Annotated in this window: 18 protein-coding genes; 9 read left to right on the plus strand and 9 right to left on the minus strand. The window is 64.1% G+C overall.

What is annotated here, in order from left to right:
• Positions 1–426, plus strand: coding sequence for a TonB system transport protein ExbD (gene exbD / locus V1293_RS11425; RefSeq protein WP_334509460.1), 426 nt, complete (start codon positions 1–3; stop codon positions 424–426).
• Positions 423–1,178 (plus strand): energy transducer TonB, encoded by a 756-nt coding sequence (locus V1293_RS11430; RefSeq protein WP_334509462.1) that lies wholly within the window; start codon positions 423–425, stop codon positions 1,176–1,178. Before exbD ends, V1293_RS11430 begins: the two co-directional genes overlap by 4 nt.
• Positions 1,179–1,246: 68 nt before the next feature.
• On the opposite strand, the gene V1293_RS11435 is transcribed toward V1293_RS11430, so the two are convergent.
• Positions 1,247–4,168, minus strand: coding sequence for a TonB-dependent receptor domain-containing protein (locus V1293_RS11435; RefSeq protein WP_334509464.1), 2,922 nt, complete (start codon positions 4,166–4,168; stop codon positions 1,247–1,249).
• A 462-nt stretch (positions 4,169–4,630) separates the two neighbouring features.
• Between V1293_RS11435 and mntR the strand changes: the two genes are divergently transcribed.
• On the plus strand, positions 4,631–5,104 hold the full coding sequence (gene mntR, locus V1293_RS11440) for a manganese-binding transcriptional regulator MntR (RefSeq protein ID WP_334516700.1): 474 nt from the start codon (positions 4,631–4,633) through the stop codon (positions 5,102–5,104).
• 22 nt (positions 5,105–5,126) lie between these two features.
• On the opposite strand, the gene V1293_RS11445 is transcribed toward mntR, so the two are convergent.
• From V1293_RS11445 to V1293_RS11460, 4 genes are all read right to left on the minus strand, one after another.
• The gene (locus tag V1293_RS11445; RefSeq protein WP_334509466.1) at positions 5,127–6,533 is read right to left on the minus strand and encodes a hypothetical protein; all 1,407 of its coding nucleotides are present in this window, start codon (positions 6,531–6,533) and stop codon (positions 5,127–5,129) included.
• A 171-nt stretch (positions 6,534–6,704) separates the two neighbouring features.
• On the minus strand, positions 6,705–8,078 hold the full coding sequence (locus V1293_RS11450; RefSeq protein ID WP_334509468.1) for a sensor histidine kinase: 1,374 nt from the start codon (positions 8,076–8,078) through the stop codon (positions 6,705–6,707).
• 98 nt (positions 8,079–8,176) lie between these two features.
• On the minus strand, positions 8,177–8,848 hold the full coding sequence (locus V1293_RS11455) for a response regulator transcription factor (RefSeq protein WP_334509470.1): 672 nt from the start codon (positions 8,846–8,848) through the stop codon (positions 8,177–8,179).
• A gap of 294 nt (positions 8,849–9,142) precedes the next feature.
• A complete protein-coding gene (locus V1293_RS11460) occupies positions 9,143–9,295 on the minus strand; it encodes a hypothetical protein (protein ID WP_190241678.1) in 153 nt (50 codons plus the stop codon).
• A 253-nt stretch (positions 9,296–9,548) separates the two neighbouring features.
• Between V1293_RS11460 and ku the strand changes: the two genes are divergently transcribed.
• Together ku and V1293_RS11470 are read left to right on the plus strand one after the other, a co-directional pair.
• Complete coding sequence (gene ku, locus V1293_RS11465) at positions 9,549–10,535, plus strand: non-homologous end joining protein Ku (protein WP_334509472.1); 987 nt, start codon at positions 9,549–9,551, stop codon at positions 10,533–10,535.
• 36 nt (positions 10,536–10,571) lie between these two features.
• Positions 10,572–10,808 (plus strand): hypothetical protein, encoded by a 237-nt coding sequence (locus V1293_RS11470; protein ID WP_334509474.1) that lies wholly within the window; start codon positions 10,572–10,574, stop codon positions 10,806–10,808.
• A gap of 81 nt (positions 10,809–10,889) precedes the next feature.
• Here V1293_RS11470 and V1293_RS11475 read toward each other — a convergent pair whose 3' ends face one another.
• The gene (locus V1293_RS11475; protein WP_334509476.1) at positions 10,890–11,054 is read right to left on the minus strand and encodes a Flp family type IVb pilin; all 165 of its coding nucleotides are present in this window, start codon (positions 11,052–11,054) and stop codon (positions 10,890–10,892) included.
• 218 nt (positions 11,055–11,272) lie between these two features.
• Between V1293_RS11475 and V1293_RS11480 the strand changes: the two genes are divergently transcribed.
• Positions 11,273–11,443 carry a hypothetical protein gene (locus tag V1293_RS11480; protein WP_334509478.1) on the plus strand — a complete coding sequence of 57 codons (171 nt, stop codon included), beginning with the start codon at positions 11,273–11,275 and terminating at the stop codon, positions 11,441–11,443.
• Positions 11,444–11,514: 71 nt separating this feature from the next.
• Here the strand turns inward: V1293_RS11480 and V1293_RS11485 are convergent, their stop codons facing one another.
• Positions 11,515–13,113 carry a porin gene (locus V1293_RS11485; RefSeq protein ID WP_334509481.1) on the minus strand — a complete coding sequence of 533 codons (1,599 nt, stop codon included), beginning with the start codon at positions 13,111–13,113 and terminating at the stop codon, positions 11,515–11,517.
• 353 nt (positions 13,114–13,466) lie between these two features.
• Here V1293_RS11485 and V1293_RS11490 point away from each other — a divergent pair, with 353 nt between their 5' ends.
• Together V1293_RS11490 and V1293_RS11495 are read left to right on the plus strand one after the other, a co-directional pair.
• Positions 13,467–15,101: a thiamine pyrophosphate-requiring protein gene (locus V1293_RS11490; protein WP_334509483.1), complete on the plus strand. Its 1,635-nt coding sequence runs from the start codon at positions 13,467–13,469 to the stop codon at positions 15,099–15,101.
• A 33-nt stretch (positions 15,102–15,134) separates the two neighbouring features.
• Positions 15,135–15,848, plus strand: a complete 714-nt coding sequence (locus tag V1293_RS11495; RefSeq protein WP_334509485.1) for a type 1 glutamine amidotransferase — start codon at positions 15,135–15,137, stop codon at positions 15,846–15,848.
• A gap of 102 nt (positions 15,849–15,950) precedes the next feature.
• Here the strand turns inward: V1293_RS11495 and V1293_RS11500 are convergent, their stop codons facing one another.
• Together V1293_RS11500 and V1293_RS11505 are read right to left on the minus strand one after the other, a co-directional pair.
• Positions 15,951–17,525, minus strand: a complete 1,575-nt coding sequence (locus V1293_RS11500; protein ID WP_334509487.1) for an MDR family MFS transporter — start codon at positions 17,523–17,525, stop codon at positions 15,951–15,953.
• A gap of 168 nt (positions 17,526–17,693) precedes the next feature.
• Positions 17,694–18,215: a YcgN family cysteine cluster protein gene (locus V1293_RS11505; protein WP_334509489.1), complete on the minus strand. Its 522-nt coding sequence runs from the start codon at positions 18,213–18,215 to the stop codon at positions 17,694–17,696.
• Positions 18,216–18,499: 284 nt separating this feature from the next.
• On the opposite strand from V1293_RS11505, the gene V1293_RS11510 reads away from it, so the two are divergent.
• On the plus strand, positions 18,500–20,785 hold the full coding sequence (locus tag V1293_RS11510) for a transglycosylase domain-containing protein (RefSeq protein WP_334509491.1): 2,286 nt from the start codon (positions 18,500–18,502) through the stop codon (positions 20,783–20,785).
• The last annotated feature ends 1 nt before the right edge of the window (position 20,786 follow it).

The raw sequence follows: 20,786 nt of genomic DNA on the forward strand, positions 1-20,786 counted from the left end.
ATGGCCGCCAGTCTGAACCAGGGCAATGGCGATCTCTCCGAGGTCCATGAGATCAACGTGACGCCGTTCATCGACGTCATTCTCGTTCTGCTCATCATCTTCATGGTCGCAGCCCCGCTTGCGACCGTCGATATCGCCGTCGATCTTCCGGCGTCGAACGCGCAGCCGCAGCCGCGACCCGACAAGCCGGTCTATCTGACGGTCAAGCCGGACCTGTCGCTCTCCGTCGGCAACGAAACCGTGGGCCGCGGCGCGCTGCCCGGCGTGCTCGACGCGAGCACCAACGGCCAGAAGGATACCCGCATTTTCCTGCGCGCGGACAAGCTCGTCCCGTATGGCGAGGTGATGCAGGTCATGAACTTGCTGCGCGCCGCCGGCTACCTGAAGGTCGCCTTGGTCGGAATGGAGCAAGCCTCACCGCTATGATCGAGCTTGCGGCCGAAGATCGTTCAGACCTGCGGCGATGGATGTTCAGCAGCCTCGCGGTGCTGAGCGTCTATGCCGGATTGACCGCCACGCTCGCCACCTGGCGCCACGCGGATGATACCGCGGCTGCCGAACCTTCGGGCGCGATCGTGGTCGATCTGGCGCCGTTGGCCGCAGCGCCCTCGTCCACACCAACCGATATTGCGCCCGGTCCGGAACAGGTGATGTCGGAGGCGCAACCGGTGGCAAAGCCCAACGAGACGCCGCCAGATGAAACACCTGATCTGCCGTCCGCTCCCGATCCCGACGCAGCGGTGGCGCTGCAGGCCAAGCCGCATCCGGACGTGATGCCACAGCAGCAGGCCGCGGCCGCCACGACCTCAGCACCACCTGCAATCACCGATCGGATCGCACCGGTAGCCGTGGCGCCGACCCAGGGTGTGCCGAATGACAAAAATTCGGAGGCCGTGGTGACATGGCGAACCCGGGTCCTCGCCCTGGTTGAAAAGAACAAGCGATATCCGGAGGCGGCGCGGTCGCGGCGCGAGCAAGGGACGGCGCAAGTATCCTTTACGCTCGATCGCAAGGGAATGGTTATCAACGCGCGCGTGATTCAAAGTTCGGGCTCCAACGCCCTTGACGAGGAAGCCATCGCGCTCCTCAAGCGCGCGCAGCCCTTCCCTGCGCCACCTGCAACCTTTCCCGGCGAATTGGTCGTCGTGCGGCAACCGATCCGTTTCACCGTAAAATAGATGGGACGCCCTGCGGGCCGGGGCTGACCGCAGCCTTGTCGCGACCCCGCCTTGGCGGGGTTCGAGGGTTAATCCACGACGATTGTGCCGCCGCCGAACCTGTAGTTCACGCCGACCTTGACCCCGTCGCTGGTCACCCGCGTGTTGGCATCGAACGCCACCGCCGTATTGGCAGCCGTAGGCGGCGTCGAACGCACCGAACCGAAATCCATGTGAAGATATTCGAGCTTTGCGGTCCAGTTACCAGTCAGCCGCGTCTCGACACCGGCGCCCACGGCCCAGCCGACGCGATACAAGTGCCGATCCAGCGACGCCGTGGTCGCGACACCCGCATTATCGAAACCTGCGACGGAAGTTGCCGTCGTTACCTTACCAAACGGAACGCCCGCGGTGACGTAGGCAAGCAGGTCCGGCGTCACCAGCATTCCGACGCGACCGCGGACCGAGGCCACCCACCCCAAATGATAGTCGAGGTTTGCCCTTACAGTTGCATCCAGCGGAGCCAGCGCCGCGTTGCAGATATTGCCGGGGCAAACGGTGGCGCTGCGTCCGCGCTGATCGCGGTATTCAAAATCTCCCTCGACGCCTGCCAAGAGGCGGCCCGATGTCCAGTTATAGCCGGACTGAACGCCAAAGCTCGCGGTGTCGTGCGTGGACGACAGGCGGGCTCCGGAAAGCGACGCAGCAGTTACCGCGTGATTGAACGCCGCGTTGGTGACCCCCTCACCCCTCAAATATCCGACGTTGCCGCCGGCATAGGCGCCCGCCCAGTTCCAGGCCACGGCATCCAGCGGCGGGCTCTTGTAGTAGTCGTTGGCAGCCGGCCGTTTCGCCGCACCGATCCAGGTGCCAGGCGGTCCGCTCGGCCGGTCGACGCCGTATTTGACGTTGAGGAACAGCTTGAAGCCTCGCCCGGGCTGCAGGATCTCGTCCTTGTGGAATTGAACGGAGTTACGAATGTTGGCGTTGAGCAAATTGTCGCCGATCAGCCCGGTCGCGACCTCGACCGCACCCCACGGCGAGTCCTTCCAGAACTTCCGGTGTTCGACCTGCACCTTGACCAGATCGTATCCGGGGGTCATCGTGTCGAACTGCGGAATGTCATTCTGCGCAAATGCATGTAGCCAGCCGGCGCGCACAAACCAGTTGTCATTGCGCCAGTAGACGCCGCCGCCGAGACGCATCGGAGGAATGCGTGGCACGTTGCTGCCGTCGGTAAACGTCGCCCGCACCACATCATATTGGCCATCAATGCCGAACGTGCCGTTGGCGAGTTGCGCGGCGTCCCATTGCCAGGCCAGTTCGCCGCCGCGGAAGGTTGCGTCGCGCTGATCGTAATTGACCTGGATGTAATCGGTGCCGGTTCCGCAGGAAGCAAACGTTTCCTGACAGATGACGCCCGTGGCGCGCGAGAAAATGAACTTGTTGTACGCCGTGTAGTAGGCATTCGCGGCGAACCGGAAAACGCCATCGGTGCGTTTCAGGCCGATTTCCGCCGTCTGTGCGGTTTCAATTCCGAGGTTCGCGTTGCCGATCTTGAACGTCTTCTCCGAACCATCGGGACCTTGGGCGAAGAGTTCGAGGGCGCGCGGCGCCCGCTCGATACGTTGCAGCGTCAGGCTTCCGACCAGCGAGGATGGAAGATCCTTGATGATGCCGAAACTGATGCTCTTGGGTAGGAAGTCGAGCTTGGCGGCGGCCCTGCCCGGCTCATCCGGCGGCGGGAGAAAATTCGGCGGGAAGGTGAACGCCGTTCCCGCGACATCGACCCCCTCGATGCGTCCCGCCAATTGGGTGCGCAGCGTATCCGTGTGCCTGACTTCATTGAGGAAGTACGCCGCCGCCGTCCTTGTCTGGGCCGGAAGCAAGATCGCCTGACCCGCCGTATCCAGTTGCTGGTAGGCGCCCTGCGCGCCGACAATGCTGGTCAGCGGACCTAACGGCGTAGCGAACGGTGCGAACTCGAACTCGAGCTTACCCTCGGTCTGCCTGTTCTTGAAAGTGGCAGTAATCTCCTGGAATCCGGTCGTGGCGAGCACCGTCTCGTCGTGCCGGTACTCCGAATATCCGGTCCAGTACCTGACGGCCGCCAGCGCGCTCGCATCCGGACGATACTCGCCTTTGGAACTGATCTTGGTTTGCTCGAGGTCGTTATGCTGGCGGGCGGCCGCGGTCGCAATACCGGGGACGTAGTAGTCGCTGGTGAAGCGCGAGACGGCGATGCCGGCATAGCCGCCGTCGAAAAGCCAGGAGCCGCCGACCGCCGCGCCCGCACTCTGCGAGGCCGAATTCGGCTGCTTGCCGTTGAAGGCAGGCGCGGGGATTGGCGGTACGAGATATGGATAACTCGGGACGCTGTAATCGCCGGAGGATCGCCCGTAGATGTCGGCGTGAACGGCGGCGTTGCGGCCGCCCGCATCCAGCAGGAGCCCGCTCTCCCATCCCCTGTTGACGCTGGTTACACCCGACCTCAGTTCTGCGGCCAGTCCTCCTATCGGAACGGCGGTCGGAATCCGGTTGTTGTTGACGTCGACGACGCCTCCGACGGCTTGCGAACCGAAGCGGAGCGCGCCCGGTCCGCGAACAACGTCAGCCTTCTGGATGGCGAGAGGGTCGATCGGCACCGCGTGGTCTTGCGCGATATCCGACACGTCGACCGCGCCGACGCCGTTCTCCTGGATGCGGACCTTTGCATCCGTCAAACCGCGCAGAACGGGGCGTGACGATTCCGTGGCAAGGCCTGCGGAAGTAGCACCCGGCATGTTGGTGAACAGGCTGCCAAATCCGCCGTTGCTGCTGCCGGACTGAATCTGGTTGCTCCCGATCGTCGACAGCGGCGCGAATGGCGGATTGAAAGGCGATGTCGGCGCGACTGCGGGCGTTGGCCCTGGCAGCGGCGCTGCGACCGTCGTCGAAGGCCGGCTCGGCTCGCCGCGCGCGGCCCGGCGTGCGGGTTTGGGCTGGCGGCCCTCCACGGTCACTTGCGGCATGTCGATTTCCGCCGTGGCCGGCGCAGGCGCTGCCTGCGATGGACCAGGCTCTGCCGCCGGGGCTTGTCCGGCTGCCGGGGGTGGTGCGGGAGCCGGTGGTTCGGCAGGAGGCGCGGCCTGAGGCGCCGACGGCGCAGGCGGTACCGTTTGCGCGAGCGCTGCGGCGTGGCTCAAACAAACCACTGCCAGTGCCGATGTGCCCACAAAGGCCATTCGCGTCGCGCGCATATTCATCCCCAGCCAATCGCGCTTCAGCAACGGCACCGGATAAGCCGCGACACCAAAACGTAGGTAAGGCTACATGTTAATGCTGGACCGTTAACTGTCAAGATGCTGCGAACGAGTCGCAAATGCCCGGCGCAGGAATGTTGCGGATCGGCGACAAGCCGCCAACTTGCAATGTAGTCGGCACCACGCCATGGTCGCGCCTCGTCTGGATGGATTCGCCTGGAAGGTTCAGTGGTGCGCAAGCCCTCGACAGATCGGGCCAAACCGATGCAGCCGCTGCCCGCGGAACAGACGCAGGCGCGCCGCTTTGGCAAGGCGCGATCGGCGCGGTCGACCGCGGTTCTGGAAGACTATGTCGAACTGATTTCGGATCTACTCGGAACGACCGGCGAGGCGCGCCCGACCGACATCGCACGCAGGCTGGGCGTATCGCATCCGACGGCAATCGACACCATCGCGCGGTTGAAGCGTGAAGACCTGGTGACGGCCCGCCCCTATCGCGGGGTGTTCCTGACCGAAAAGGGCGAGACCCTCGCCAAGCGAGTCCGCGCCCGTCACCGCCTGGTGGTGAACGTCCTGCTGGCGCTGGGCGTTCCGCAAGAAGCCGCGGAAGCTGACGCCGAGGGCATCGAGCATCACGTTTCCGATGTAACCATCAAGGCCTTCGCCGAATTCCTTCGCGATGCCAAGGATCGGCGCAAGGCATGACGCGCAGGATCGAAACGGGTCGCTAGCTCGCCTTGGTCGCTTTGCGCTCGCCGGTCATGGCATTGTCGGCCGCCCGGCTCATCAGCGACGCATAGTCATGGCCGAACAGGATTTCGCAGAAGCGGATCGCCGCCTGGGCCTGCATCTGGCGGTAGGCGCGCGCCTTGGGGTCGCCGCCGCGCAGCGCCTGCACCAGGGCCTCGGTGGATCGCTCGACGTAATGCTGCAGGTCGGAATAGGTCCGCAGCGTGACCTCGTTGATGGCGAGTTCGCTGGCATAGGTGCGGCACACCGCCACGAAGTCGATCAGGGCGGCGATCTCTTCGACCTCCGAGGCGTCGATTTTCGGCGAGGCAGCGATATCCTTGTCGGCGCGCTGACGCAGGATGCGGCGGACCCGGCCGGGCACGCTCTCGATCTCCGACTGCAGTGAATTGGAAATATCGGCGCGGATCGCGGTGAGCTGGCGGCCCCACGCGGAATCGTTGCGCAGGTCGAGCTCGGTGCGCAGCCCACGCACGCCATCGTGCAGGATTTTCAGTTGCTCGCCGACATTGTCGAAATGGCTGCGCCTGATGTCCGTGCGCAGGCAGGCCGTGAGGAACGAGAGATCGTGCAGCGCGATCGTGACGGCGATGCCGTAGGGCGTGGCGGCCACGCGGATCTCGTCATCGGATGCCGCCATTTTGATCGCGAGACGTATGATCTGCCACGGCTGCGCCAGCCGCTGCATGATCAGCGATAGCGCGAACGGCAGCAATTGCGGCGTCTGCAACGAGGGAACGTTGAGCGCCGAACCCACCGAGGCGATCTGGGATTCCGAAAAGACCCGCATCTGGCCAGGCATCCGGCTGCCGAGCGTCTCGAGCGTCTCGCGCGCCCGCAGCACGCCTCCGATCGACAACAGGTCCTCGACGACATTGGGCGGACCGATACGGGCGAGCGACCGCTGCCTGTCGTCGCCCGGGACCGGCGTGGTGATCTTGATGATCGCGTCGGCTGCGGCGAGCTGGAACTTGCGGGTCGCGCCCTCGAGGCCGGCGTTGCTGCCACTCTGCCTGATCTCGGCGAGCGCGGTTTCGAATGCGCGCGCGGCCTCAGGCGCCCCGTCCCGGCCCAGCCATTGCCAGATCGGCAGCAGCGATGCACGCCGGATCTGCCCGGCCCTGATGGGAAAATTGCTCTCGACGAGAAAAGGCTCGAGTGGACCAAACAGTAGTCGCGCCGGATCGTCGGTCCGCGGACGCGCCTCGTCGTCTTCCTCGGTTCCGCGCACGACCTTGCGAAGTTGCTCGAGCACGAAATTGGCGACGGCGATGTCCTCCCCGCGCTCAATGGCGCGCTCGAACTCCCGCATCAGCAGCGCCTGCGATTGGGGCGGGAGCTGGGCGAGATAGTCCCTCAGCCGCTCGGTCGATGTCTGGCTCATTCGCCTGGTGTGGATATGCGTGTGTCATGCGGACGGCAAAGCGCGTCCACCGCCAATCTTAGAAGTGAGCGCGTTAAGAAGTCGTTTAGGAATAACGAAATCAACCCCGGGCATTGCCAGGTACCGCCCGCTCAACCCGAAGTAATCGCCAGGTAATCGGCGGACGGGCGTTCAGACCCCCGGCAACACCAGTTCCGCCCGCAACCCGCCGATCGGGGCGTCGCCCAGGACAAGGCTGCCGCCATAGAGGCCGGCGAGATCTACCACGATCGAAAGCCCGAGCCCGGACCCCGGCTTGGACTCGTCCAGGCGCTGGCCGCGCCGGGACACCTGTGCGCGCTCGGCGGCGGACAATCCGCGGCCATCGTCATCGACAATGATCCGGAGCCGCGGCCCGGCACGGGGCTCCGACGGCGGCTCCACCCTCACCTCGATGAGGACCTGCGAGGCCGCCCATTTGCAGGCGTTGTCGACCAGATTGCCGGCCATCTCCTCGAGGTCCTGGCGCTCGCCGCGGAACCTGGCTTGAGGGTCGGCCTTCGCCGCGATGGTGACGCTGCGATCCCGATGGATCTTTTCCATGGTCCGCCGCAGCGCCTCGATGGCGGGCGCGACCTCGGTGACGGTGCCGACGATGGTGACGCGCGCGGCGATGCGCGCCCGTTCCAGATGATGCGCCACTTGATCCCGCATCACATCGGCCTGCTCCAAGACCTTACTGGCAAAGGGATTTACCGCGTGGGCGGAAGCCTCGTTGACGATGACGGAGAGCGGCGTCTTGATGGCGTGGGCGAGATTGCCGACATGGGTACGCGCGCGCTCGACGATCTCGCGGTTGGCGTCGATCAGCGCGTTGGTCTCGCGCGCCAGCGGCGCGATCTCGACGGGAAACTCGCCTTCCAGCCGTTCGGCGCGGCCGGAGCGGATGTCGGCGATCGATTCAGAAATGCGCTTGAGCGGCGCGAGCCCGAAACGGACCTGGAAGATCGTGGTCAGGAGCAGCACGATACCGAGCGCTGCGAAGGTGCCACCAAGGTAATAGTCGAAGGCGCGGATCTCGTCGAAAATCTCGGATGCGTCGCCGGCGACGCTGACCAGGAATTTGCCGTCGGCGCCGAGGTCGACCGGCCGCTCGACGACCCGCAGGCTCTGGCCCTCGGGTCCGTCGACGTAACCGAGACGGATGCCGGCGGGGGTCAGTTCCGCGCCGATCTCCTCGAGCTTCGGCAGCTTCTTGTCCCACAGCGAACGCGACGCCCGCGTCTCGGCCTTCTCGTCGGTACGGACGATCTGCCAGTACCAGCCGGACAGCGGCAGCTCGAACAGCGGCTCGCCGAGCGACTGGAACTGATGGTCGGGCGGCTCGTCCGGGGTCGCGACCTCGGCTATCAGGGTGCGGAGATAGAGGTTGAGACGGCGGTCGAAGGCGCGCTCGGTCGCGTTGCGATAGACCGACGACAGGATCACGCCTGTTATGACCAGAATCACGACCACCCACGCGGTCGCCGACAGGAACAAGCGCGTGGCGAGCGAGCTTCCGCGCATCAGGGCACGATCCAGAAAAGCATGTCTTTAAGGCCTCGACCCGAAGGATGGAGACCAGCCTTCGGGTGGGGTCATGCTCGAATTAAACAACGAGCAAATCAAGTCCCGGGCGACGGCGGCGTCAGCAGATAGCCGAGCCCGCGCACGGTCTGGATAATGTCGACGTCGAGCTTCTTGCGGATGCGGCCGACGAATACTTCGATGGTGTTGGAGTCGCGATCGAAGTCCTGGTCGTAGAGATGCTCGACCAGTTCGGTGCGCGACACCACGCGCCCGGTGTGATGCATCAGATAGGCCAGCAGGCGATATTCGTGCGAGGTCATCTTGATCGGATTGCCGGAGACGCTGACGCGGCCCGTGCGCGTATCCAGCGACACCGGGCCGCAGGTCAGTTCCGACTGCGCATGACCGGTGGAACGGCGCAGCAGCGCGCGAATTCGCGCCAGCACTTCTTCGAGGTGAAACGGCTTGGCGACGTAGTCGTCGGCGCCGGCGTCAAACCCCTGCACCTTGTCGCTCCAGCGGTCGCGCGCGGTGAGGATCAGGACCGGCATCGCGCGGCCGCCACGGCGCCACGCCTCCAGGACCGAGATGCCGTCCATCTTGGGCAGCCCGATGTCGAGCACGACGGCGTCATAAGGTTCGCTGTCACCGAGGAAATGCCCCTCCTCACCATCGAACGCGCGATCGACCACATAGCCGGCATCCGTCAAAGCCGCCGTAAGCTGACGGTTGAGATCCGGATCGTCCTCAACAACAAGCAGGCGCAAGCTGGCCTCCAAAAATGAGCCCTACGATATCAGATCTCAAGATGAGGCCCACCGGCGTGAACGGGCCATGAACGAGGGGCACGGTGCAATGTTACTTTTTCGTTATAAGGTTTTTCGGCGGCCGGGCATGGCCACAAGCCGAACGCCTAGCATGGCCAATTGCCTGCCCCAAGGGTCTGCTAGGGTCTGGCAGGGTGGAGCCGGAAGGTCGCTTGCGCCGACAGCTTTCGGATAGGCGGCACGCTGCCCGCCCGCAAGGGGCCCGCAAGCCCGATCGGTCGCCCGGTCAGCCGTTCACGTCCGGAAGAATACGAACCAGACGATGCCGAGGATCAGAACCGCAAGCCCGGTTGAAACCGTCAGGAGCGCGAGCACCGACGGGCCGGGTTCGGCTTGACGCGCCTCGGTCGGGGTTTCGACGATCTGGCCATGTCGTTGCGTTGCCATGGGGACCTCGTCAAGTAAGTGCCTGTAATGCCAGCGAATGCTCCGACACCGCCTGGCAAGGCAACGCATGGTCGCAAGTGATGTTCCTACCCTTTGGGCCGGGCCGCGCGATCGCTGCGTCCAAAACGCCGCAGTGCGACGTCAGCCCGGACAGTTAACGCCGTTCGGAAATTCCCTGCCCCGGCATGTTTGAGACGGGGTCATCCGATGGTATTCTTGCCGGTCGTCTGTTGCGTTTTTTTCGGAGTAGCCCATGGCCCCCCGCGCCAATTGGAAGGGTTTTCTGCGCCTCTCGCTCGTGACCTGTCCGGTCGCCCTGTATCCGGCGACGTCGGACACCGAGAAGGTCTCCTTCAACCAGATCAACCGCAAGACCGGCCACCGGATCAAATACGCCAAGGTCGACGCTGACACCGGCGAAGAAGTCGCCAACGACGACATCATGAAGGGCTACAAGGTCGACACCGACACCTACATTGAGGTGACGAAGGACGAGCTCGACGAGCTCGCGCTGGAATCGACCCGCACCATCGAGATCGACGAGTTCGTGCCGAGGGCCGATATCGACAGCCGTTACGTGATCCGGCCCTACTACCTCGTGCCGGACGGCAAGGTCGGCCACGATGCATTCGCGGTGATCCGCGAAACCATCCGCACCATGGACAAGGTCGCGATCGGACGCGTGGTGCTGACCAACCGCGAGCACATCATCGCGCTGGAGCCGCTCGACAAGGGCCTGATGGGAACGCTGCTGCGCTACCCCTACGAGGTGCGCAGCGAGACGGAATATTTCGAGGATATCCAGGACGTGAAGATCACCAAGGATATGCTTGATCTGGCAAGGCATATCGTCGAGCAGAAATCCGGCTCATTCGAGCCCGAGCAGTTCGAGGACCGCTATGAGCAGGCGCTGATCGACCTGATCAATCAGAAGCGCAACGGGCTGAGCACCACGGCAAAGGCTGCGCCGAAAACGACCGGCAACGTCATCAACCTGATGGATGCGCTCAAGCGCAGCCTCGCCAGCGAAAAGCAGGCCGCCCCTGCCGCCAAGGTCACCGAAAAGGCCAAGGGCAAGAAGCCGAAGAAGGCCGCCGCGGGCCAGCGCGAGATGCTGTTGCCGATCAGCGGCGGCGGCAAACGCGCCGCCAAGGAGACGGCCAAGGAAACGGTGAAGGAAGCGCCGAAGAAGGCGGAGAAGCCGGTGCGATCAGCCGCCCGCACCAAGAAGGCCGGATGATTGGGCAAGGAGCGCGATAGCATCATCTAGCGCGCGATGCCCTGGTCAACCCCGTTCGATGACCCGATACCGCTTCAAGGCGGAGGCAGGCTCGCGACGCTGCAGCAAGCCGCCGACTATGTCATGGGATTATCGGAAGAAGCGCAGCACCAGGCGCACTGGCAGGTCGCGGTCGAGAATCTGATCAATGCGGCGGAGACCGGCGGCGGCTGGCTGATGTTCGCGCGGATCGCTGTCATGCGGGCGCTCAATGCGGACGGGAACGAAGGCTAGCCCGCTTCAATCGCCGCCCCGCCCCTGTCGGCGGTGGCCGGAGCAGCGGCTCCCTGCATGGTGCGGGTCGCTGAACCCCGGCTACTTGAGCGAGGAGCTGACGTCGTCGAACTTCGTGCTGAGCGTGCTGCCGATGCCGCTGACGGCGGTGACGATCAGGATGCTGAGGCCGCCCGCAATGATGGCATATTCGATGGCGGTAGCACCGCATTCATCGTCGACAAATCGTGCCAGTAATCGACGCATAGATAAACTCCTGTCGACGCTCCCCGGATTTCTCCCGCGCCATATTCGTTAAACTCTAGACGGGAACGGTTGAAGAGGCCTTGACGGACACAATGAACGATCGATTAAGGCGGTCGAAGAAATCCGCGCCTCCGGAATCATACGGTACGGAAAATTTACCATCGATTGCGCACCGCCCGTCCATCGTCGCCCGATCGGCGTCTTGCGGAGTGAGGCACATGACAGCGCAGAAGCGTGAAACGGGAGGGAATTACATCGGGCTCCTGCACGAGGAGGCCGAGGAGCAGCATATCGCCGACATATCGGCGGCCGCGAAGCACCGTCTCATGGATCACATGCTCGGCCTGATGGCCGCGATGTTCAGCCGCCGCAGCGAAGCGAACCTCTGAGGTAGTTACCCCCGCCCCGCCGCGGCGTTGAACAGGGGACCGGGCCCAACGGCCCGGTCCGGAAGTCGTGCTCAGAAGTTACGCTGAGCGCGGACCTGAAGCAGGACGGTGTCCTGATCCTTGAACTCGTAGAGCGCGGACGGCTTCGGAGCGGTCGCCGCGAACACCGAGCTACCCGACATCTTCTGATCGAGATGGAACCACTGGACTTCGCCCGAGAACGTCAGGTTCTTGACCGGGGTCCAGCGGGTAACGACGCCGAGCTGCGAGACGTTGAAGTCGGGGTTACAGGTGTAGTTGCCCGCAGCGTTGCCGGCCAGTGCCTGACCCGGGTGGCTGAGGGCGAAGGCGGCGCAGTAAGCGCCCTTGGCCGACGTGGTTCCGGCACCGAGCAGATTGTCGTTGGCACCGCCGTCATACCGGACCGCGGAATAGCTGCCGAACAGGCTGGTCGACCAGTACGGATTCCAGTTGTGATTGAACGCACCGCGGACGCCCCAGGCCGTCGTCAGGACGATGCCGCCGGTACCGCCTGCGCCGGGCATATAGACGCCATCGGTGGTCGCACCGAAGCCGACGCTCTGGTAGCCGAAGCCGCTGTCGCCGAACATTGCAAAGCTCGGCGAAGTGCCGCTGGTGGCGATCACGTTCTTGGTCGTGCCCTTGGCATAGGACACGTCGACCTTGATGTCGTCGCCGGGGCCGGTCGGAATATTCTTGATGTTCAACGCCGCCATCACCGAGCCGCCCCACTTGGTTTCGGGATGACCGCTGATTTCGGAAAGCGCCGTCGGGACGCCGCCCGCGCCCAGCGTGTTGTACGAAGCGTTGACCTCATGCGCGGCCGCCGAAAGCTGGAACAAGCCCCAGGCCTGATCGACCCGGATGTTGCCGACGATGTCGGGCGTATGCACGCCGGCATAGGCGTTCGACCCGGTTCCGTTGACGCTGATCGCCGACGGGATGCCCAGATTGTAGACGGCGGTGCGGTTCCACACGGTCGGATCGTCGAGACCGATCGAGGCCGATACGCCGTTACCGAACTGGGCGGTGTACTGGATGTTGTTGACGCCGGTGTCGGTGTTGTTGCCGCCGAGCAGGCTCGAGTTGATGTTGCCCGGGAAACCGTTCCACGGCGTCGAATAAGCCGAAGAAGACTTGCCGAAGGTGAAGCCGGCGAACTGGATGAAAAGGTATTCGACCGCAACATAGCCATTGCCGGCGGTGTCAAGCAGCTGCGGGTTGTTGCCGAGGTTCGTGGCCTGGAGATTTGGGTTGCGGCTGCTGCCGCCGAGATTGGTGAACTGGAAGTCACCCTGGCCGAAGGTGCGAACCACACCGTACTCGGTCGCGGTGCGGGTATCGACCGTCAGCGCCATACGCGAACGGGAAACGAAGTAGTCACGGTAGCGGTTTTGCTGGCCCAGGTCGCTGTTCCAGGCCGGCGCGCCGTGGGCGCCGCCGTTGAAGGTGGTGTCGACGCGCAGATAGCCGCCGATCTTGATGCAGGTGTCGGTGCCCGGGATGTAGAAGAAGCCGGCGCCGTAAAGCGAACAGACCCTCACATATTCGACTGCCTTGGCCTTGACCGGAAGGTCGGCCGCCTGTGCCCCGCCCAAGGCCATCAAGCCTGCTGCCGAGCTGAGAACGAGTGTTCGCGCCGTAATCATTTGAGCCTCCTGTCCCGCGATTCATGCAGTTGCATGTGGAACAAGTAATCCAAAAATCCTTACCGGGAATGACAACAACGTGATGCCGCTTCGGTTGGACCGCCGCTGTGATGTTTTCGCAACGCAGCAGCACCGAACACGGCTCGCGCGGATATTTTTCACTCAGGCAAGCGGCACTTGCCGCAACAATATTCTCCCCTTGATGACCCTCGATCCCGGCCAAGAATTACAAAACGCATATCTGCACTTCCGCGCGCACGCACCGCCCTCGCTTTACCGGGCTGGAAAATCCTGTTCCTACTGTTGCAAAGCAGCCGGACCAAACCGGCCTGCAATCCGGGGGAGAGACCGTCATGAAGCTCGGCGCCGCCATTGCGGAAATCATGAAGCAGGAGGGAATCGAAATCCTCTGCGGCTATCCGGTCAATCATCTCATCGAATTTGCCGCCAATGCCGACATCCGCCCGGTGATGGTGCGCCAGGAGCGCGTCGGCGTTCACATGGCGGACGCGATCTCCCGCGTCACCTCAGGGCAATCGATCGGTGCGTTCTGCATGCAGCATGGGCCCGGTGCCGAGAACGCGATGGGCGGCGTGGCGCAATGTTACGGCGAATCGGTGCCCGTGCTGGTGCTTCCGATGGGTTATGCGCGCCGGCTCGCCAATATCGACCCGAACTTCAACTCCAGCCAGGCGATGAAGGCGTTCTCGAAATCGTCCGAGCCGATCAACATCGCTACCGAGGTCTGCAACATCTTCCGGCGCGCCTTCACCAAGTTGAAGAACGGCCGCGGCGGGCCGGTGATCGTCGAAATCCCGGCCGACATGTGGAACGAGGAAGTGCCGGAACCGCTGAACTACACGCCGGTGCTGCGCACCCGCTACGGCGCGGATCCCATGCATGTGAAGGAAGCGGCGGCCCTCCTCGTCGCGGCGAAGCGCCCGGTGATCTATGCGGGCCAGGGCGTGCATTACGCCAAAGCCTGGCCGCAGCTCAGGCGGCTGGCCGAGCGCCTCGCCATCCCCGTCACGACCAGCCTTGGCGGCAAGTCGTCGTTTCCGGAGACGCATCCGCTGTCGCTGGGCTCGGGCGGCCTCGCCGTGCCGCGCGCGGTGCCGAAATTTCTGGGCGACGCCGACGTGATCTTCGGCATCGGCTGCTCATTTACCGAGACGTCATTCGGCATCGCCATGCCGAAGGGCAAGACCATCATCCACTCGACGCTCGATCCCAACCATCTCAACAAGGATGTCGAGGCCAAAATCGGCCTGGTCGGCGACGCCGGGCTGGTGCTCGACGCGCTACTGGAAGAGATCGGCAAGACCGTCACGACGGATCGCGACGCGGCGGCGGTCGCCGCCGAGATCGCGGCCTCGCACAAGGAATGGCTGGCGAAATGGATGCCGAAGCTGACACATAACGAGGCGCCGCTGAACCCCTATCGCGTATTGTGGGATCTTCAGCGCACCGTCGACATCCACAACACCATCATCACCCACGATGCCGGCAGTCCGCGCGATCAACTCTCCCCGTTCTGGAAATCCGTCGAGCCGCTCTCCTATATCGGCTGGGGCAAGACCACCCAGCTCGGCTACGGCCTTGGGCTGGCGATGGGGGCCAAGCTGGCGAAGCCCGACAAGCTCTGCATCAACGTCTGGGGCGATGCCGCGATCGGCTTCACCGGCATGGATTTCGAGACCGCGGTGCGCGAGCGCATCCCGATCATGTCGATCCTTCTGAACAATTTTTCCATGGCGATCGAATTGAAGGTGATGCCGATCTCGACCGAGAAATACCGCTCCACCGACATTTCCGGCGACTATGCCGCGATGGCGCGCGCGTTCGGCGGCTATGGCGAGCGGGTGACAAAGCCGGAAGACATCGTCTCCGCCATCCGGCGCGGCATCCAGAAAACCAAGGAAGGCGTTCCGGTGCTCTTGGAATTCATCACCAGCAAGGAGACCGAGGTTTCGAGGCCGGGGACCTGAGGAGCGGCGCAACCGATTATCGGATAGTCACTGATGCCGCGCATTACGATCCTGGAGACCGGACTGGTCAGCCCGAAAAACCGAGATATCCACGGATCGTATCCGCAGATGTTCGAGCATCTGATCGGCGCCGCCGACGCCAGCGTCACCTTCGATACTGTCAGCATTCCCGCCGGCGAGCCGCTGCCGGATGTCGAAGGACTGGAGGCGATCCTTATCACCGGCTCCGCGGCCGGCGTCTACGACGCCTTCGACTGGATCGCGCCGCTCGAGGCATTCGTGCGCACAGCTCACGACAAGAAGGTGCCGATGGTCGGCGTCTGCTTCGGCCATCAATTGATCGCGCAGGCGCTGGGCGGCACTGTGCGCAAGTCGGAGAAAGGCTGGGGCATCGGGCGGCACGTCTACGACGTCGCACCGGGCAATGGCCTGATCGAGGGCACGCGCATCGCGCTCGCCTGCTCGCACCAGGATCAGGTCATCACGCCGCCACCGGGCGCTAGGACGATCCTGTCCTCCGATTTCACGCCGCATGCCGGGCTGCTGTACGCCGGCGACACCACGCTCTCGGTGCAGCCACACCCGGAATTCTCCGTCGGCTTCGCGCTGGCCTGCTGCGAGGTGGTGCGCAGCAAGGGCGATGCGCCCGATAGCGTCGTGATACCGGCGGAAGCCTCGCTTGCCGAGCCGCTGGAGAGCGCCCGGCTCGGCGGTGCGATCACGCGCTTTCTCACCCGCTCAGCCTAGACACGCAGACACGCTTCGGCGCTATGCCGGGACGCCCCGAAACAAAAACTCGCAAAACAACCCCATGCAAAGTAGAAGCGGCCCGAGGATGACGGTATCCGGTTACTCCGCCATCTCCACCGGAGTCGAGGGGCCGGCCAGCGGTCGTTCCTCCATGAGGATGATGCAGAGCGCGGCACAGGCCAGCAGCGCGGTGGCGGCGCCGAACACATAGTGGAACGCGATGATCATGTCGGCTGCGGGAATCGCGTTCGCGGGGCCGCGGTGTTCGCCGAGCGAGATGCCCGCGCCCAGTGCCATCAGGAGGATCGCGCTGAAGGCGGCGACCATGAATGACGACATCAGCGAGCGGAAGAAATTCATCGCACCCGTCACAGTGCCGATCTGCGCGCGCGCCACCGAGTTCTGCAGCGAGACCACGCTGACCGGAAATGTCGTGCCGAGCCCGAGCGCGAACAGCGACAGCACGATCAGCAAGCCCCACAACGGCAGCGTCGTCACCGTCAGCACCGCGCCGAAAATCGTCGCCGCGGACGTGCCGGCGATGGCGACGCGCTTGTAGTGTTTGGCGCGCGCCATGGTCCGTCCGGCGATCGCCGCACCGCAGGTGGAAACCGCGGCGAGCGGGATCAGCGCAAGCCCCGCTTCGCTCGCGGTCAAATGATAGACCACCTCGTAGTACAGCGGCAGGTGCACGGTAAGTGCGGTGATGGCGCCCAGCGCGCAGCCACCGGCCGCCATCGCGTAAGGCACCACCGTTCCGCCCAGCAGCGGCAGCGGCAGGAACGGCTCGTCGGCATTGCGCGCGTGCCAGACGAAGGCGAACGCCAGCGCGACAGACGCGCCGATCATCGCCATGATCGCCGGCGACAGCCAGGCATGCCGGTTGCCGCCCCAGCTCAGCACCAGCATGACGACTACCGCAGACGCCATCAACAGCACGCCGCCGAGCCAGTCGACCTTGCGGCGGCGATGGAACACGGGGATCTTGCCCATCTTGGGCAGCAACAGAAACAGCGCCCCGACGGCAAGCGGCACATTGATCCAGAAAATCATTGACCAGTGCAGATGCTCGGCGAACACGCCGCCGAGCACGGGACCCATCAAGCCTGCGGCCATCCAGACGCCGCTGAAATAGGCCTGATACCTGCCGCGCTCGCGCGGTGAGACCACGTCGGAGATCACGGTCTGCACGACCGGCATGATGCCGCCGCCGCCGAGCCCCTGCAGGCCGCGCGCGACGATCAATACCGGCATGTTCGGCGCCACCGCGCAGAGGATCGAGCCGACCGTGAACAAGACCAGCGAAACCGTAATCATGACGCGGCGGCCGTAAATGTCGCTCAGCGTGCCGAACACCGGCGCGACCGCGGTCGAGGCCAAAAGATAGGCCGTGATGACCCAGGACAGGTTGCTGACGTCATTGAACTGGCGACCGATGGTCGGCAGCGCCGTCGCCACGATGGTCTGGTCGAGCGCGGCCAGGAACATCGTCAGCAACAGACTCATCAGGATAGTGCGAACCTCGTCGGGGCTCAGCGGCGCAGGCGGCGCGATCGGCGGCGCATCGCTGACATCGATGACCTCGGTCGTGATGCGCGAGAGCTCTTTGCCGATGTCGTCAGGCAATGCCGTCTGGTCGGCAGGTTCACGGCCCTGCCGCTGGTGCTTGTTCATGTCGGACGTAATATTGTTCTGCGCGGCCAAAGCTGCCGAGATGGAATCGCCATATCCACGGCACTTTAGAGGACCAGCCCCCTTCGCGGCAGCACTGCGGGCGCATGGGTGCATCCCGCGAGGACGTCTTCGCGTTTCCGTGATTGGTCAGCCCAACAGCTGCAGGGGTTACCTTCCGGCTTTCGGCCGCTTCTTCAGCCGCGCCCGGTTCGGCAATAGTGCCGGCCATTGCACGATGTGGTCCTCGAGCTCTTCGTCAGGGATTTCGTCCTCGGTGCCCTGCACCCTGCCGCGCACGGAAACTCCGGCTTCATGCACGGTGTTGGGGTCACCCGAAATCAGCGGGTGCCACCAGTAGAGATCGCGCCCCTCCGCGACCAGCTTGTAGCCGCAACTCGGCGGCAGCCAGTTCAGGGTGCGGACGTTCTCGGGCGTCAGGCGGACGCAATCCGGAACCTTGTCGGAACGGTTTTGGTAATCCTTGCAGGCGCATAGGCCGGAATCCAGCAGCTTGCAGGAAACATGGGTGAAATAGATCTTGCCGGTGTCTTCGTCCTCGAGCTTTTCCAGGCAGCAGCGTGCGCAGCCGTCGCACAGGCTTTCCCATTCGGCGCTGGACATCTCCTCCAACGTCTTGGTTTTCCAGAAGAATCCCTCCTGGCTGGAAGCTCGCTTGGGCGGTGCGGTCATGAGGTCGAATGGTTTCCGGGTCGAATTCGGCTGCAGCCCTTCTAGGAGGTCCGGCAACCCGGGCGCAAGCGGGCTGACTACGGGCGGGAAAAAGGGTGGCAACGCGTTAGGGCTGACCACCAAAATGGTGAGCGAGAGCATTGGTTTATAGCCCCCGCTCGGATAGAACATTTGTGAGTCCCCAAGCGTCCTAAAAGCGCCTTGGGTTTGCCGCAACATCAAAGCATGACGTCTCGACAGCGCCCGGCCGGGTGCGTGAGCGTTTCGAACGACCAAGGGTCCCGGTGCGCCAGATCGTACCTCCACACTGGAAGCAGAAGATCCGGAACTACTTTCTGGATCTGGATGCGCGCATCGATTCGACGCTGTTCTCGTCGGGCAAGGGCCTGCGCGAACTGTACGAGCGCTACTCCACCTTCATGGACCGCTTCTACGTCGGCCGCTGGAAGCGCTGGGTGTTCATCGAGCCGTTTTCGGAAGCCGCCACCATCGGCCTCGGCGGGCTGATCATGATGCTGGCGCTGGCGATCCCCGCTTTCCGCGAAACCGCCGATGACGACTGGCTGAAGAAATCCGACCTCGCGGTGCAGTTTCTCGACCGCTACGGCAATCCGATTGGCAGCCGCGGTATCAAGCACAACGACTCGATCCCGCTGGAAGATTTCCCGGACAACCTGATCAAGGCGACGCTCGCGACCGAAGACCGCCGCTTCTACGACCATTTCGGCATCGACTTCCCCGGCACGGCGCGCGCGCTCGTGACCAACGCGCAGGCCGGCGGCGTACGCCAGGGCGGTTCGTCGATCACCCAGCAATTGGCGAAGAACCTGTTCCTGAGCAACGAGCGCACCATCGAGCGCAAGGTGAAGGAAGCGTTCCTGGCGGTCTGGCTGGAGACGCGGCTGACCAAGAACGAGATCTTAAAGCTCTATCTCGACCGCGCCTATATGGGCGGCGGCACCTTCGGCGTCGATGGGGCGGCGCATTTCTACTTCAACAAGTCGGCCCGCGACGTCACTCTCGCGGAATCGGCCATGCTGGCCGGGCTGTTCAAGGCGCCGACCAAATACGCCCCCCACATCAACCTGCCCGCCGCCCGCGCCCGCGCCAACGTCGTGCTCGACAACCTCGTCGATGCCGGCTTCATGACCGAGGGCCAGGTGTTCGGCGCCCGGCGCAACCCGGCGGTCGCCGTCGACCGCCGCGACGAGAACTCGCCGAACTACTACCTCGACTACGCCTTCGACGAGATGCGCAAGCTGGTCGACACGTTCCCGAAATCATATACCGAGCGCGTCTTTGTGGTCCGCACCGCGATCGACATGAACGTGCAGCGCGCCGCCGAGGAAGCCGTCGAAAACCAGCTCCGCCAGTTCGGCCGCGACTATCATGCCACGCAGGCCGCGACCGTGGTCGCCGATCTCGACGGCGGCGTCCGCGCCATGGTGGGCGGCCGCGACTACGGCGCAAGCCAGTTCAACCGTTCGACCGACGCCTACCGGCAGCCGGGCTCCTCGTTCAAACCCTATGTCTACACCACGGCGCTGCTGAACGGTTACAAGCCGTCATCGATCGTGGTCGACGGCCCGGTCTGCATCGGCAACTGGTGCCCGCAGAACTATGGCCACTCCTACTCGGGCTCGGTGACGCTGACGCAGGCGATCACCCGCTCGATCAACGTTGTGCCCGTAAAACTTTCGATTGCGCTCGGCGGCAAGTCGCCTAACCCCGCCAAGGCCGGCCGCGTCAAGATCACCGAGGTGGCGCGGAAGTTCGGCCTCACGGCTCCCCTGCCGGATACGCCGTCGATGCCGATCGGCTCCGACGAAGTCACCGTGCTCGAACACGCGGTCGCCTACGCGACCTTCCCGAACAAGGGCAAGTCGGTGAAACCTCACTCGGTGCTGGAAGTGCGCACCGGCGCCGGCGACTTGGTCTGGCGCTTCGACCGCGACGGCAAGAAGCCGGTGCAAGCCATCCCCGCCTCCGTCGCCGCCGACATGGCGTGGATGATGAGCCACGTCGTCAGCGAGGGCACCGCCCGCCGCGCTGCCCTCGACGGTATTCCGACCGCGGGCAAGACCGGCACCACCAACGCCTATCGCGACGCCTGGTTTGTCGGCTACACCGGCAACTTCACCTGCGCGGTCTGGTACGGCAATGACGATTACTCGCCGACCAACCGCATGACCGGCGGTTCGCTGCCCGCGCAAACCTGGCACGACATCATGCTCGTCGCGCACCAGGGCGTCGAGGTGAAGGAAATCCCCGGCATCGGCATGGGCACGAAACTGCCGCAGCCCGCCCAGCCGGCCAACGTAGCGGCCAACGGCGCGGCACGGGTGCTGGAGACCAAGCCAGGGCCGCCGCCGGTATTGACCAAGCGCGGGGCGGATATTCTGGTGCGCGTCGAAAAGCTGCTCGACGAAGCCGGCAAGGCCGCGGGCAAGACCTCGTCCAACGATCCGAAGCAGCCCGCCAAGCCGGTTACGTCTGGCGCGCTGGCCTTCCCCGAGAACTATATCGCAGCCGCTGGCGACCAGCCTGCACCGGCGCAGCGGAAGAATTAAA

It is taken from the genome of Bradyrhizobium sp. AZCC 1693 (assembly GCF_036924745.1).
Classification (GTDB): Bacteria; Pseudomonadota; Alphaproteobacteria; order Rhizobiales; family Xanthobacteraceae; genus Bradyrhizobium.